This window comes from Paenibacillus cisolokensis (assembly GCF_018403665.1).
GTDB classification, from domain to species: Bacteria; Bacillota; Bacilli; order Paenibacillales; family Paenibacillaceae; genus Paenibacillus_AH; species Paenibacillus_AH cisolokensis.
The window spans coordinates 1-15751 of record NZ_BOVJ01000032.1 but is presented as its reverse complement, the minus strand read 5'-3'; the positions used below and the strand labels follow the sequence as shown (position 1 = coordinate 15751).

Sequence of the window (15751 nt, the reverse complement as noted above, 5' to 3'; positions counted from 1 at the left end):
CAACAGATCAAATACACTGTGGTTAAGTAGTCGGGGAAAAGAAAAATGAGGTGAAAAAATGAGAATGAAACGTTTTTTAATTACGGCTGTTTTGTTGATAACCGTGTTGCCCATGACCGCATTTGCCTTGGCAAATGATGCGCTGCCAGTAACGATTCAAACGAGTGATGTTGTTTCGAAGTCAGAGGATATTTCGGGTCAGTCTTCTGGAGCTGTTACAGTAAATCAACAAGCAATTTCTCAAGTGAATGACACAAACCCAACTTCAAGTGATGTCACTGTGGACGGGCAGCCGGTACACAAAATTCAACTATCAGAGGAAAACATCATTGAATTGAATCTTGGGGATTCTGACGATGTTGGTGTACAGGCTACTTATCCGGTTAACTTCAACTTGCCGGGATCATCACTTGCCACAATAAGTGATGGGTCTGGAAACCCGTGGTATTTGACTCGGAACGAAGAGGTAACCATATCATTGACATGGCTGCCTCGGGACGCTACACTTCGAGTTGGTTTAATCGACTCGGACAATACATTTTTTATGTGAACTTTACAGGCGGTGCCGATAGTCGAACCTTTGTAGTGAATGTCGCTGACAACTATCGAGTGGGGATTTACAATACGGATACCCATCAAGTGACAGTCACCGGAAATATCACGATCTAAACAAAAACCATTCCCCGACTACATTGTTTTATGAGAGGTGAGCAAAAGATGCGGATGCTGGTAATTGAAGATGAGCAAGATTTGGCCAATGCGATTAAAAAAGGATTGGAAATGGAAGGATTTGCGGTAGACATTGCATTTGATGGAGAAGAAGGCTGTCACCTGGCGGAAATCCATGCCTACGATATCATCATCTTGGATTTAAACTTGCCAGATAGGAATGGGTTAGACGTGCTGCAACACATACGACATCTGTCCAAACAAATCAGAGTGCTGATTCTAACAGCGCTTTCTGATACATCTTCTCGTGTGAAAGGATTGAATTTGGGAGCGGACGATTATCTTGGTAAACCATTTGATTTTGAAGAACTGAAAGCAAGAATACGCGCCTTATTGAGACGTGATCTTTTACGAGAAAGCCCGCTGCTCACCTATGGCCCTATCGAGTTGAATCCGATCACGATGACAGCAACTTGTGCTGGGCAACAGCTGACCCTTACTCGTAAGGAGTTTGCCTTATTACAGTATTTTTATCTCATCCTGATCGAGTTGTCTCGTCCGAAGAATTGGTTGAACATGTGTGGGATCAGCATGCGGACCCTTTTCCAATTCCGTCAGGGTACATATTACGACTTTGCGTAGTAAGATAAGATCCGTTATCCATGCAAACTTTTTGAATACGGTGCCAGGGTACGGCTATCGACTGAACAAACAAATTGAGAGGTTATCAAAATGATGAAAAGCAAGCGGCTCACATTGGCGGGAAGAATCGTGTTGTGGAACCTGGGTTTAATCATATTGACAGGCGTGTTTCTGTTGGTTTCGCTCAATGTTTTTGTTCAAATTATGCTTCCTGCTGTTCATGTGAAGCCCAATGATATGCTACTTCAACAAGATCATGAAGTGATCGTACCCACCATTGAAGTGAATCAGGTAAACGAAGAGGGGATGCTCAGATCGGATGTAAGCTTTTCATCTGAATTGATTGCATTTAAAGGACAAGTTCTCCTTTTTTCGCTGATCTGCCTGCTCATCATGATTATATTAGGTGGGGTCGGGGCGTTTTATCTCTCCAAAAGAAGTCTGTGGCCGGTGCGTTTATTGAGTGAACGACTTATGAAAATCAATGCTAATGATTTGTCCGTGCAGCTTCCTGTTAAGGAACTGCCCAATGATGAATTGAAAGAATTAACGGAATCGTTCAATACCATGCTGAAAAATTAGAACATGCCTTCCAGCAGCAAGAACGTTTTATGGCCAATGCCGCTCATGAATTTAGAACTCCCTTGACGATTTTGAAGACGAATCTGGAAGTCTTGAGGAGTGATCCATCCGCAACTTTGGCAGATTATCGGCAGCTCTCGGACATTTTGAAAAGACGTTAAAACGAATGAATCATATGGTCAATGAACTGCTCGTTCTGGCTAAAAATAATGACCCGGATAAGGATGTGATTGAAGTGGGTTCAATGATCCGTAAAGTCGTGAGTGAATTAAACGATTTAGCTTCAACACAGACAATTTCTATTGAAATCCACATCCATCCTGATGTTGAGATATATGGGAACGATATTTTAATCCAGAGAGCCATCAGCAATCTGGTCGAGAACGCTATTATGTACAACAAGCCACAAGGAAAAGTGATCATCACGTGTGCAAGTCAAGAAGGAGAGTGTTTCATTTCTATCATGGACACCGGAGATGGCATAGATGAAAAACACATTCCGTTTATCTTTGAACCGTTTTACAGAACTTCGGAAGGTAGAACGAAGAACAAGGCAGGCACAGGGCTAGGTCTATCCATAGCGTTATCCATTATTAAAAAGCATGAGGGAACGATTGAATACAGTCGTGAGCAAACGATGAAAGGCTTTATCGTCCGCCTTCCTGTCATCGACTAGCGGAAAGATGTACTCCATTCTATTTCAAGTTAATAGTACCCCCAGCATTGTCGATCGAAGTGATTTGACATGCTCCGATAAGGCCCTACCTAAATAAAAGTTTTTTGGTAAAATAATAGAAAAAATGTTCATATCTCATGACGGTTGCCAAATAAGGGAGGGGGGCAAGCCATGATCATAGCCACGAAACTGCATATTCCTCGATCGCGAAGCTCGCTTGTTGTGCGTTCCCGTCTCACCCGGCGTTTGCATGAAGGGTTAGATCGCACGCTTACTTTGATCTCAGCTCCAGCCGGGTATGGCAAAACGACATTGCTCGGCGAATGGGTGATGACGCTGGAAAATCCCGTCGCCTGGGTCTCGCTTGATCAAGGGGATAATGATCGCACGCGCTTCTGGGCACATACCATTGCAGCGTTAAAACAAGCTTATCCGTCTTTTGACCAACAGGACGTCCTTCGTCATGCCGCAGAAGATCCATCGGGTGTGTCACTGATTGCTGCGCTCATCAACGGGCTACATCGCATTTCACACACGATGGTGCTCGTATGGGATGACTTTCATCATATCGAAGAAACGTCCATCTTGCAGGGCGTCACTTATCTGCTGGAACGTTTACCACTACATGTCCATCTCTATCTTGCAAGCCGAAATTCTCCAGCGCTTCCTCTTTCCAGACTACGAGCAGAAAATAGGCTGATTACGTTGGAGGCGAGCGATCTCCGGTTTGTGCCGGACGAAACGACTGAATTTTTTGCGATGTGCGGTGGTATACAATTATCCAATGAAGATGTGGCGACCGTACAAAAAAAGACAGAGGGTTGGGCAGTGGCGATGCGACTGGCGGTCTTGTCAATGCACGAACATACCGATCCCGTATCTCTAATCCGGAAGATGGCGGGGACGGAACGTGATATATCGGATTACTTCTTTGATGAGGTGTTAGCCCGACAATCCGCAACGATGCAGCAATTTTTACTCTATACTTCCATTTTGGACCGGATGAAGGGCGAACTTTGTCAAGCGGTAACCGGTATAGCCGAAAGTCATGCGTATCTGCAACAATTAGACAAGGAAAGCTTGTTTCTTGTAGCTTTGGACGAGTGGCGGGAGTGGTACAGGTATCATCATTTATTCCGGCAATTTTTGACGGCGCAGTTGAAAATGCGCGAGCCGCGGCAATGGCAAACACTTCACATGACAGCGGGAAAATGGTTGGAAGAGAACGGTTATCCGCATGAAGCGGTAGATCATTACCTTGCGGCTGCCGATTATGAACATGCGCTATCATTGATAGAGGAGATGACACCGGAGCTGATGACCAATGAATGGACGACGCTTTGCAAGTGGTTAAACGCAATTCCCGACACGCTGTTATTTGCCAGACCGATGATGCTGTTGACAAAACTCGCTTCCCAGTACTTGTCCGGGCATGTCGAAGCGGCCACTGACGGGTATTGGCAAGCGGTTCGCAGGCTAGAAGAGGACACAGATCCCCTTCCTCCTGAAGAAGCCGAAACATTGCAAGCCGGACTCGCTTTTCTGGCTGCATTTCGCACATTTTTGGATTGTGATTTTGAATATGCCGTTCAATTTTCACATGAATATGTCGAGAAGCATCCGGAAGGCGATTTCTTCATTGAGTTTGGGAGCGACGAGAATGGCTATCATCCGGTGTGGGATATCTACGTGTCGGATGACAGCCTTCGATTGGCGGAGCAGGTGTTAACGTCCTTGCTGTCGATTTGGTCTGAAACCCGAAATGTCTATTTTGTTGCTCATCTTTATATCGACTTAGGCAAAATGCAGTACGAACGAAATCGCTTGGTCGAAGCGGAAAAGCTGATGCGCCAAGCCTATGATATTGGAAGATTGCATGATAATCGAAGCCTGGCGACCATCGCAGCGCTCTGGCTTGCCCGCATTGCCGCCGTACAAGGAGACGAGGCGACGTCAAAGCACATATTACGCGAGCTAACCCAACTCACGTCCAAGACGGCGAATTCGCGTTTGTCCGGGAAAATCGCCTCGTTTCGCGCCATGCTGGGCAGGATGCATAGAGAAGAGAAACCGGTGAGACAATGGCTGAGAAAGAGCCGCTTGCGATTCCGTGATGAAATTCCGGTATCCATGATCAAGGAATACGATTTACTGGCCTCTATATTGGCGGAGCAAGGAAAAATGGAAGAAGCCGCAGCATTGACGGAGCGTCTACTCCAGCTGTCAATAGAAGAAGGACGGCAAAGCGACCGAATTCGTCTGCTCGTTCACAAGAGTATGATCCTATCCTTACAAGGAAAGATTTCGGACTCCATGGACGTACTGGAAGAAGCGCTGGCATTGGCGCGGCCGGAAGGGTATATCCGGACCTTTGTCGACGAAGGAGCATCACTTGGGCAATTGATGGATCAATATATCCGATTGCGCCAAAATCAGCTTCGCCGCCCCAGCCATAAGGTGCCTTTATCCTATGTGAAACGGCTGCGGAGACTGATTCCGCTAGCCGAAAGGGAAGCCGGTACTCCCCATGATAGAACGTTGGCTGCTCTTACAGCCAGAGAACAAAGCGTGCTTCGGTTGATGGAAACGGGAATGTCTAATAAAGAAATCGCGCTTAAATTGAATGTTTCCCTGGCAACCGTAAAACACATATTAACAATATCTACTGCAAATTGCAATCCAAAATCGCTTACAAGCGTTGGAACGTGCCAGAACACTACAATTGTTCTGACCCGTTCTTTTTATTTTGTACAAATTATCTCAACCACCCTGCTCAACCTTTTTGATCTTTTGTGCCGGGCAGGGTTGATCACAATGGGATTGGAAGAATATACAATAGATGGGGTGAAGCTATGCAGAGATTAACTTGAAGGAGGATTTGTAAGAGATGAATCCATGGGGAAAAAGCTTGGAACAATCATACATATGCAACAGGAGGAGAGGCTTGGTGAGGTTGTGCATCGCTTTGCTGCTCATGCAGTCGTTTCTGATCACGGTACCCTATGACAACGTGTCTGCTCAAGGGAGTTTTCATCCAGCCTTGAGTGATCGTTCGGGAGGAATCCTGCAAATCGCAGGAGGGCGGAATCATTCCTTAGCTTTAACAGCGGACGGGAAAGTGCTCGCCTGGGGGGAGAATAAAATTGACAAAACCATGGTCCCCATTGAAGTCCCCGATGAAGCGCAGTCCAATATTGTCTCGGTGAGCGCGGGAGATAATCACTCCCTGGCTCTCACAGTAAGCGGCGAGGTCATCGCCTGGGGGGGAGCAGAGGGAACCGATGTGCCGGAGGAAGCGAAGAGCGATATCGTAGCCATTGCTGCGGGACCTGGTGCCTTCCATTCGTTAGCCCTCACATCTTCGGGAGAAGTCATTGCCTGGGGGAGAAACGACTACGGACAAGCGAATGTACCTGATACAGCGAAAAGCGGCGTGATCGCGATTGCAGCGGGATATTGGCATTCTTTAGCGCTAAAAGAAGACGGAGATGTGATTGCGTGGGGAGATAAGAGTCGGGGAAAACTCAATGTGCCTGAAGAGGTGCAGGGCAATGCAGTAGCCATTAGTGCAGGAGTTCATCATTCTTTGGCATTAACTGAATCGGGGAAGGTGTTTGCTTGGGGGAGAAACGAATTCGGAGAATCTGATGTGCCGGAGGAAGCGAAAAGTGATGTTGTCGCCATTGCGGCAGGGTATGCACATTCTCTTGCCTTGAAGTCTGATGGATCTGTCATTGCCTGGGGCATTTCAGACAACACAGAATCGGACGACCACGGACAAACGGTTGTACCTGATGCAGCGAAAAGCGGCGTGATCGCGATTGCAGCGGGATTCTATCATTCGCTTGCCTTGAAAGAGGATGGGACGATCGTGGCCTGGGGTGATAATCGTTCAGGTCAACTCAACATTCCAACAAGTGATCTCAAAACGATCAAACTGACCGATCAAAGTGGTGGAGAATTGGAGTTCTTGTTTGATGTTTCGGAGCAGGAATACACTGTTCTAATTGATAATAGCGTCACTTCAGTGAATGTGCTGGCTACATTGGAAAACCCGGAGTATGCCGATGTGTATGTGAATGGTAAGCGACAATCCGATCAGGTCGAAGGAGTCAAGGTCGAAGTTGAAGGTGAACAAACAGTTGTTCAAGTGAAAGTATCCCCTTATTTGCAAGAAAGTAAAACGTATACGATCAAGCTCTTACGAGAAGCAGAGCCAGAGCAAGTATCGAAACCAGTCGCCAGTCCTGCGGGCGGTGCAGTCCCGGCAGGTACAATGGTAACATTGAGCACGACAACGGAAGGAGCAACGGTTTACTACACGACGGACGGCAGTATGCCGAGCCGCAGCAGTATGGAATATACCGCGCCCATCGAAGTGACTGGGGGAATGACGCTTAAGGCCATTGCGGTGAAGGACGGCATGCTCGACAGCGAAGTGCTGGAGGAACAGTATACGATTGCAACGATACCTGCACCGGCGAATTTAACAGCTTCTGCGGCTGATCGTTCCGTTACATTAAAGTGGGATGCTGTCACGGGAACAGGCAGCGTGACTTACGCAGTTTACCAAGCGGAAGGCCCATCGGCTTCTGTCGATCCGGCGAACTGGAAGCTCATTCAATCGAATGTTACAGCGAACTCCTATATCGTCACAGGATTGACGAACGGAACAACGTATGCATTTGCAGTGAAGGCTATCTCTGAGGAAGGAGCCAGTGATATCTCCAACGTAGCGACAGCGACCCCAAGAGCACCAGGGGGGAACAGTGATTCAGGAGGCGGTTGGGGTGGATATGTATTATCTAGTAATGCTGACTTGGCAGATTTGCAAGTATGGGCAAACGAGAAATCGTTGAAGCTCAGTCCTTCATTTGCTTCTGGAACAGCAGAATATACGGCCCGTACAGAAGCCGAACGAATTGAGATTGTGGTCAAAGAAGCTCACTCCGCGGCGAAAGTGATATGGAAGGACAAGGTAATTACGGACAGTATTCAAGTCGATTTGGAGGAAGGCGACAATACGATTGAACTAACGGTACAAGCGGAAAACGGCACGAAGAAAACCTATACGCTGACCATTTATCGTGAAATGCCAAAGCCAAATGAACCGGTTATTGCATTTACCGACATCGCTGGACACTGGGCGGAGGACTACATCATGCGCGCCGCAGCGAAAGGCATCGTCAGCGGTTATCCAGATGGCACAATTAAACCGAATCATCCAGTCACACGCGCCGAGTTTACCGTGATGCTTGCAGGTGCATTGAAACTGGAAGGCAACGGTTCTGCGCTAACTTTCACGGATCATGACCAGATTGCCGGATGGGCTAAGCAAGCCGTTGCGCAGGCCGTACAAGCGGGCATCGTGGTTGGATTCAGCGATGGCAGCTTCCGTCCAAACGCACAGATCACCCGCGTAGAAATGGCTGCGATGATCGCTCGGGCGTTACAACTACAGCTTAACGCTAACGCGTCAACCGGCTTTGCCGATGATGAAGCGATTCCGCAGTGGGCGAAAGGGGCGGTCGAAGCCATCCGCAAACTTGGCATTGTCGATGGCCGCGGCGGAAACCGTTTTGTGCCGAACGAAACGGCTACCCGTGCAGAAGCGACGGTGATGCTGCTAAGATTGTTGGATAGATGATAGAGCATCGTGCTGACAAGTATTTCCCTCATCGTCACGAAGTGAAATCAATGTCCGTCCTATATAGACTGGAAACGCACTTGTAATCTGTATGCTGCATGATGACGATCACCGGAAAGCCGTATGAGGGAAAACCTCACGTACGGTTTGATGAGGAGGGGCTGGCTCCGCCCAGCCTTTCACTCTAGCTTCAATGTTTTCAGTTTGAAATGAGTAAATCTTTTTATAATGGTTGCCAGGTTTTTAGCGTTTTCTTCATTGATACATTAATACAAAGGTGGGAAATATATGAAGATGAATAAAAAATTCAATCTGTTATTCGCTATTTTTGTTATATGGCCATTATACTTGTCGATGGCAGCGTTGAAGCATCTGCTGCTGAGTCGTTTATACAAGGCTCTGGATATGAGCAAGGGAATTATGACCTGGAAGCGATTCAACCGACGGCGTTTAACTGGACGAGACAGTCGAGGTTTTCCGGCAGCGAAGCGTTTGATATGAAATGGTCATTTAAAACTGAAGGACGTGTACGTTCATCACCGGCGATAGCTGCAGACGGTACAATTTATGTCGGCTCAGACGACGGGCATTTGTATGCGTTGACGGCGAGTGGCGAGCAGAAATGGAAATTTGCGATCCATGGCAGTGATTTTGGCAACCCCGGCATTTATTCGTCGCCATCCATCGGAGCTGATGGGACGATCTACGTCGGGGGGGATGACAGTTATTTATATGCGATTCATCCAGACGGTACTTTGAAATGGGATTTGAAAATAGGGTCACTGGTTTTCGTGTCCCCTTCACCAGCCATCGGAGCGGACGGGACGATTTATGTCGCTACCGAGGACGGTACTTTTCATGCAATTTCCGACGATGGAGACACGGGAAGGGAAAAGTGGTCATACAAAATATCAGCATTTTGGCCGATGATTAAGTCGTCCCCGGTAATTGCAGCTGATGGTAAGATCTATGTGGGTGATTTCGAAGGTATTCTCTATGCATTTGAACCGGAGCAAGATGCGGATGATGTCAAGCCGAAATGGATCTTTGAAACTAAAACGGGTAGTGCGATCAGAGCGACACCGGCAATCGGGGATGATGGGACGATCTACTTGGGTTCAGAGGATGGTAATTTATATGTACTGGATTCGTCGGGTCAATTACAATGGAGGTTTGATGCAAAAGATCCGATCTCCAGCACTCCGGTTATCGGTTCTGACGGTACGATCTATATAAAGACTCATTCGAAACTCTATGCATTTGCGCCGCAACAAGCGGCGGATGACGTTAGCCCCAGATGGTCGGCGGAATTTGGATACGTTACTTATGCTACGCCGATTGTCGATGCCAATGGCATGCTTTATGTCGGAACTCACGACAGCAATTTGTACGCGATAGATTCAGCGGGCAATATGCGGTGGTCATTTCAGACAGGCGGTTCGATTACTTCATCAGCGGCCATCGGTGCCGATGGTACGATTTATGTGGGTTCTTACGATGGACATTTATATGCGATCGGGCAGGTTGATATAGATGCTCCGACTAACGTAACGGCAAAGGCTGGAGAAAGGTCTGTGCAGCTTGAATGGGAGGTGGTTTCTGATGCCTCCTCTTACGCAATCTATATGGCTACAGGATCAGAGCCGCCGGATACGCAGGATTTATCGAACTGGAAACCATTAAATGACGAGCCGCTTATGGACACATCATGGCTGGTTGATGAGTTAAAGGCAGGAACAAAATATTGGTTTGCTGTGCAAGCCGTTACTGAAGGGAATAGTAGAAGCCAGTTGTCAGCTCCGGTTAGCGCAACGCCGTATGCTGTGGTAAAAGCGGTGAATGATCTCAATACGCTTGAAATAAGCAAGCATATCACGAGCGATCAATTAGCGCAATATTTGCCAACCGAGGTTTCTATACAACTGCACAACGAGACGTTAGAGCCGGATGTGGGAGTCAATTGGGAAATAGTGAATTCTGATTACAATCCGGATCAATCTGGGACATATTGGATATCTGGAAGCTTGCAATTGCCCGAATATTATCTGAACCCGGATAAATTGAAGGCAAAGCTACAGGTTCGTGTTTTACCGGGGTCGAATGCCAAGTTGTCTGAGATTCGAATCAATGGTAAAATTTTAGAAAATTTCAATCCAGATCTGTTTACTTATTATTTGACGGTACCTTATTCAATGGATCGCGTGACAGTAACAGCTTCAACTTACGACTCATCGGCATCGTATGAGGTGATTGGTGGGCAAGAAGCGGTGCTCGAGATCGGTGACAATTCGATTTATATCCAAGTTATATCAGAAAATGAAAAGGAGGAGCGCACTTATTCTTTATACATTGAGCGCCAACTGCTAACGATTACGGAAATTCAAAGGCCAGATACGATATATGTGCCTTATAACACGAAGTTGCAGGATGTTTCCGTACCCGATTCGGTGTATGTTACGTTGGACGATCTTCGCACGATTGAGGTGCAAGTGAGCTGGAATGAAGTTCACCCTGAATACAATGGCAAGGTGGCTGGTCGTTATGAATTTATAGGCACCTTGCAATTGCCTGAGTGGGTGAACAATCCGCTGAATATCAAGGCGAAGGTAAGTGTGATCGTGCTGGACGAGCGTAAGCGAAGCTCCTCGTCATCACCGTCTTCCCGTACGGATCGTGTTTCCAGCGATGCCAAGCTTTCATCACTGGAAATATGGGCAAACGGTCGGATGTTAACTTTACAACCTTCGTTTGCTCCTGATGTGCATGATTACACCGTATTTACAGATGCAGAGGAAATGGTATGTATTGCTCAAGCAGCGCACGATGCGGCCGAAGTGTACGTTGATGGTGTACGTTTGTCACGCTCGGCGCCGATCAGCAAGAAGCTGGCAAGCGGCAACAATGAGTTCACGTTTGTCGTTCGTGCGGAAGACGGTACCGAGAAGCGATATACGCTGACCGTGATTCGAGAGACGGCTACTCATGAATCGTCGATGCCATTTTCTGATATTGCCGGACACTGGGCGGAGGACTACATCATGCGTGCTGTAGAGAAAGGCATCGTCAGCGGTTATCCAGATGGCACATTTAAACCGAATCATCCAGTCACACGCGCCGAGTTTACTGTGATGCTGGCAGGTGCATTGAAACTGGAAGGTGACGGCTCCGCGCTAACTTTCACGGATCATGACCGGATCGGCGGATGGGCGAAGCAAGCCGTTGCGCAGGCCGTACAAGCGGGCATCGTGGATGGATACAACGATGGCAGCTTCCGGCCAAACGCACAGATCACCCGCGTAGAAATGGCGGTGATGATCGCTCGGGCGTTACAACTACAGCTTAACGCGAATGCGTCAACCGGCTTTGCCGATGATGAAACGATTCCGCAGTGGGCGAAAGGTGCGGTCGAAGCCATCCGCAAACTTGGCATTGTCGATGGCCGCGGCGGAAACCGGTTTGTGCCGAACGAAACGGCTACCCGTGCAGAAGCGACGGTGATGCTGCTAAGATTGTTGGATAGATGATAGAGCATCGTGCTGACAAGTATTTCCCTCCGATTGGGAAGCGATCAGTTCCGACGAATCCGGGGAACAACAGCAGTGCGTGAACAAGGCCATGCTTGCGATGGAAAGAATTGATCTGGAAGCCTTGGAGAAGGCGAGGAGTGGACTTTATGACGGACAATGATGTGGAACTTGCGGTCTCCGCACATTAGAAAGGAAGTGAAAGGAAAATGAGACCGTTTAAATCATCCGTTCTGTTGGCGGCGTTAGTTCTTTTTTTCGGATGGACCTGGACACAACTGTTTGGGAATGTCGGCATATCGGTTCAGGCCGCCGATGACGGTGCATTCGCGCCGTTAAGCAGTGATTTTGCCGGCGGCTCAGGCACGGAAGAAGCCCCGTATATTATCGAAACCGCTGAACAGCTGAACAAAGTGAGAGATTATCTGGATGCCCATTTCAAATTGGGAGCCGATATTAATCTTTCAACTTACAGTTCCGGAGAAGGATGGTTGCCAATCGCAACGGAATACTCTTCTCCTTTTACCGGAACATTTGATGGCAACGGCTATCAAATTACAGGTTTAAAGATCAACCGTGAAGATGAGAACTACCAATCTTTGTTTGGAGTAACGTCAGAAACGGCTGTCATCCGGAATGTCCATCTCGAGGTCGTGGAGATCAAGGGGTATGATTACATCGGCGGGTTAGTAGGGTATAGCTACGGGATGATTGAAAACAGTACGGTAACGGGAACCCTTATTCGAGGAGAAATGAAGGTTGGCGGGTTAGCCGGTATTGTTAGAAATGACGTGATCGGGTCATCCGCCCATATCGAAGTTGTCGGAGAGCGTGAAGTCGGGGGTCTGGCAGGTCTATTTAGGGGTTCGACTGGTAAAAAGATTACGATTCGCGATTCATTTGCAACTGGTGACGTTGCGGGCATAAATAATCTTGTAGGTGGTTTAGTTGGCATAATTTCATCGGGAAATATAGGAAGTGTCAATGAAATCACGAATTCATATGCGACTGGGGAGGTTAATGGAGACCAGCTTGTAGGTGGATTTGTTGGTAAAGCTGAAGCCCTTCCATCTGGTGTGGTCAGAATTAAGAACTCCTATGCGACAGGGAATGTCAACGGTAAGCAATACGTGGGTGGTTTGATCGGATTTAATGTTACAAATGGTTACGATTCGCCAATAAGTTCAGTGATAGAAGTTGAGCATTGTTACGCGACAGGCAAGGTAACAGGTCATTCTGAGACTGGCGGGCTGGTCGGGGCGAATAATGAATATGAAGAAAGAGGAAATATCATTGAGGTCGCCGGCAGCTACTGGTTGACCGATAGCTATACGGATGGTGAACTCCCTGACAATGGAATCGGAATACCTGTGGAAGAGGCGGATCTCCGCGATCCGGAAACATTTAAGGATTGGGATCTCACAGAGGGCTGGTACCAGTACGACGGACATCGGCCATTTCTCCAATGGCAAAACCCGCTCATCTCCTGGGCTGCGTCCATTGCAAACGATCAGTTGAACCTTGACGACAAGACCCACATTACCGTGAATACGGAACATCAAAACGGGGATCGCTACAATGCGACAACAACCGCCAGGTATAGCGTTGATCCGGATGACCCCGAAATTGTGCGTGTTGATCCTAACGGGGAGGTCAGCACCGTCAAAGGCGGCAAAGCGACGATCACCGTCTCCTTATTCGACAAGTCCGAGACTCTCGACATCGTCGTGGACAGCGGAAATCCGGAACCGCCGACGATCACCCTTCATCCCGACGGCTGGACCAATGCTGCCAAAGTGGAAGTGGCGATCGACCACAGCGCCGCTAACCCAAGGCAGACAGATGTTCACACGATTCGTGTGAAAGTCGGTGACAAGGAGTGGGAGGATCGTGCATTTAACGGTACACCTATCCGCTTAGAGGTGACGGAAGAAGGGCAAACGAAGATCCAGGCGCAAGCGATGGATGACATCGGCAATAAGAGTACGATCGTTGAGCGGACCGTGAAGATCAGCAGAAGCGGCCTGAAGCTGGATGTGGATTTGTATTTTACCGATAATGACAGTAAAGCATATCCCAGCGGAACGTGGACGAACCAAAGTGTGACCGCAGCGGTTTATGCTTCTCATGACCACGGGATCGCGCTGCGGCCCATTGCATATTCGTTGGATGAAGGAGCGGCTTGGGAGATTTATCATGATCCGCTCGACTTCACAACAGAGGGGCAGTACTCGCTTTGGTTCAGAGTGGAAGATGTATTAGGCAATGAAATGAGCGAGCATGTACTCATCCGTATCGATCACACGAATCCGGAGATCGAATTGAAACCCGACGGCGATGAAACCCTTTCGCGGACCATATCCAGTCAAGTCAACGTGAAGGACGACGGCAGCGGGATCGATGCCGCTTCCCTCCGTTATGTTTGGTCAACGAGTTCAGACCCGTTGGATGAACATGCATATTGGCAACCTTTCATTAACCAAAGCACGTTGAGTCATGCAGACAAAATCGGCGGCGACTGGTATTTGCACATTTACGCCAAAGATCAGGTTGGTCAAGAGAGTTACCGAATATCCCGGCGCTTTCGTTTAGAGCGGGAGCCGGTTTCTTCAGAACCGCCGAGTCCGCCTGTCTATATCCGCTCCGGCAATGCAACACTGAGGGAGCTCATCTTGTCAGAAGGCGCGTTGATACCGGAATTTTCGGGGGACATTACGACGTACAAGGCTTTGATCCCGCATGATGCTGACAGCATCCAGCTCACGATCCGTGCTGCACATCATCAGGCTGGAATCAGCGTGAATGGTCGGCAAGTCCGGAGTGATCAGGGAAGCATTCGCATCCCCTTGCACACGGATACGGATATCATTGACATCGTGGTCACTGCAGAAGACGGAACGCGCAGAACGTATTCCATCACCGTGGAACGTATGCAAGAGGAGATGCCGGACCCGCCTTCCCCGGAGCCGTTATTTGCGGATATTGCGGGTCATTGGGCGGAGCCGTTCATTCAGGAAGCCTATGCAAAAGGCATCATTGCCGGATACCCTGACGGTACGTTTAGACCGGATCATGCCGTCACCCGCGCTGAATTTACGTTGATGCTCGTTCGTGCCTTGCGGCTGGAAGGAGAAGCGGGAGGCGATGCGCCTGCTTTTGCGGACGGGGAGCAAATTGGCGAATGGGCAAAGCAAGCGATTGATTTGGCGGCAAGGGCAGGCATTGTTTCAGGATATGAAGATGGAACATTTCGACCTGGTCGCCCGGTCACTCGTGTGGAAATGGCGGTGATGATCGCAAGAGCAACAGGAGCGGAGTTGACCGACCATACGCACACCCGACTTGCAGACGATGCCCGTATTCCGGCATGGGCGAAAAGTTACGTGGAAGAGGTTCGTATCATGGGCATCATTCACGGTCGCGATCGCAATCTCTTCGCGCCGAATGAGACGCTGACCCGCGCGGAAGCGGTCACCAGTATCCTGAGATTGTTGGAGCTGTTGTCACAATAAGGTTTGGTGCAGAAGCGCTTTTGCTTCTGCACCTTTTTTGCGGCGTGCCCAGCTAAGCACGCATCTTCTAGCCGGTGAAAGTCCGGTCGCGGGAAGGGCCAAGCCCCCGCGTAGCTAGGATACCTACGTATGGCGAAATCTGTACGTAGAAGCGTATCGACGAAAGTACCTGTCAGAGGCAGGGCGAGCAACATACCAGGCCGTAACATGAAAGTGAATCCTGCCGCGTCGTCAAAAAGGCCTCGCAAGAGGGAAAAGAGGAAGCCGAGTCCCGCGTACATGGACGAAGGCCATGGGAGCTGCCTAGAACCTGGAGCGGCAGTGAAGAATCCTCCGGCGTAGAGGGAACGGCATGGTATGAAAGAGGATGCAGTGAACTGGGGAGGCCCTCCCCTGCACGGTTGCAGAAACCGTAAAGAGGCCTTCTATAAGCCCCAGAGGTGAAGTGAACGGTCTGCAGGAAGGGAGTCCGAGGGGCTCATAGTGCGTGCGTGGCAGC

10 protein-coding genes are annotated in these 15751 nt (G+C 48.7%); all 10 read left to right on the top strand.

Annotated elements, in window-relative coordinates; all coding sequences use genetic code 11:
* The first annotated feature begins 58 nt into the window (after window positions 1–58).
* Window positions 59–550 (top strand): hypothetical protein, encoded by a 492-nt coding sequence (locus PACILC2_RS04645; RefSeq protein ID WP_244863232.1) that lies wholly within the window; start codon window positions 59–61, stop codon window positions 548–550.
* Window positions 551–717: 167 nt separating this feature from the next.
* Window positions 718–1311 (top strand): response regulator transcription factor, encoded by a 594-nt coding sequence (locus PACILC2_RS04640; protein ID WP_244863231.1) that lies wholly within the window; start codon window positions 718–720, stop codon window positions 1309–1311.
* The gene (locus PACILC2_RS26330) at window positions 1250–1405 is read left to right on the top strand and encodes a winged helix-turn-helix domain-containing protein (protein ID WP_244863230.1); all 156 of its coding nucleotides are present in this window, start codon (window positions 1250–1252) and stop codon (window positions 1403–1405) included. The genes PACILC2_RS04640 and PACILC2_RS26330 overlap by 62 nt, the downstream gene beginning before the upstream one ends.
* Window positions 1402–1893 (top strand): HAMP domain-containing protein, encoded by a 492-nt coding sequence (locus tag PACILC2_RS26325; protein WP_244863229.1) that lies wholly within the window; start codon window positions 1402–1404, stop codon window positions 1891–1893. Before PACILC2_RS26330 ends, PACILC2_RS26325 begins: the two co-directional genes overlap by 4 nt.
* Window positions 1894–1922: 29 nt before the next feature.
* Complete coding sequence (locus PACILC2_RS26320; RefSeq protein ID WP_244863228.1) at window positions 1923–2054, top strand: histidine kinase dimerization/phospho-acceptor domain-containing protein; 132 nt, start codon at window positions 1923–1925, stop codon at window positions 2052–2054.
* 14 nt (window positions 2055–2068) lie between these two features.
* Window positions 2069–2569 carry a sensor histidine kinase gene (locus tag PACILC2_RS26315; protein ID WP_244863227.1) on the top strand — a complete coding sequence of 167 codons (501 nt, stop codon included), beginning with the start codon at window positions 2069–2071 and terminating at the stop codon, window positions 2567–2569.
* A gap of 171 nt (window positions 2570–2740) precedes the next feature.
* Window positions 2741–5434, top strand: coding sequence for a winged helix-turn-helix domain-containing protein (locus PACILC2_RS04630; protein ID WP_244863226.1), 2694 nt, complete (start codon window positions 2741–2743; stop codon window positions 5432–5434).
* An 82-nt stretch (window positions 5435–5516) separates the two neighbouring features.
* The gene (locus PACILC2_RS04625; RefSeq protein WP_244863233.1) at window positions 5517–8216 is read left to right on the top strand and encodes an S-layer homology domain-containing protein; all 2700 of its coding nucleotides are present in this window, start codon (window positions 5517–5519) and stop codon (window positions 8214–8216) included.
* 335 nt (window positions 8217–8551) lie between these two features.
* Window positions 8552–11740, top strand: a complete 3189-nt coding sequence (locus PACILC2_RS04620; protein ID WP_213527770.1) for an S-layer homology domain-containing protein — start codon at window positions 8552–8554, stop codon at window positions 11738–11740.
* 209 nt (window positions 11741–11949) lie between these two features.
* Window positions 11950–15252: an S-layer homology domain-containing protein gene (locus PACILC2_RS04615; protein WP_213527768.1), complete on the top strand. Its 3303-nt coding sequence runs from the start codon at window positions 11950–11952 to the stop codon at window positions 15250–15252.
* Window positions 15253–15751: the final 499 nt, after the last annotated feature.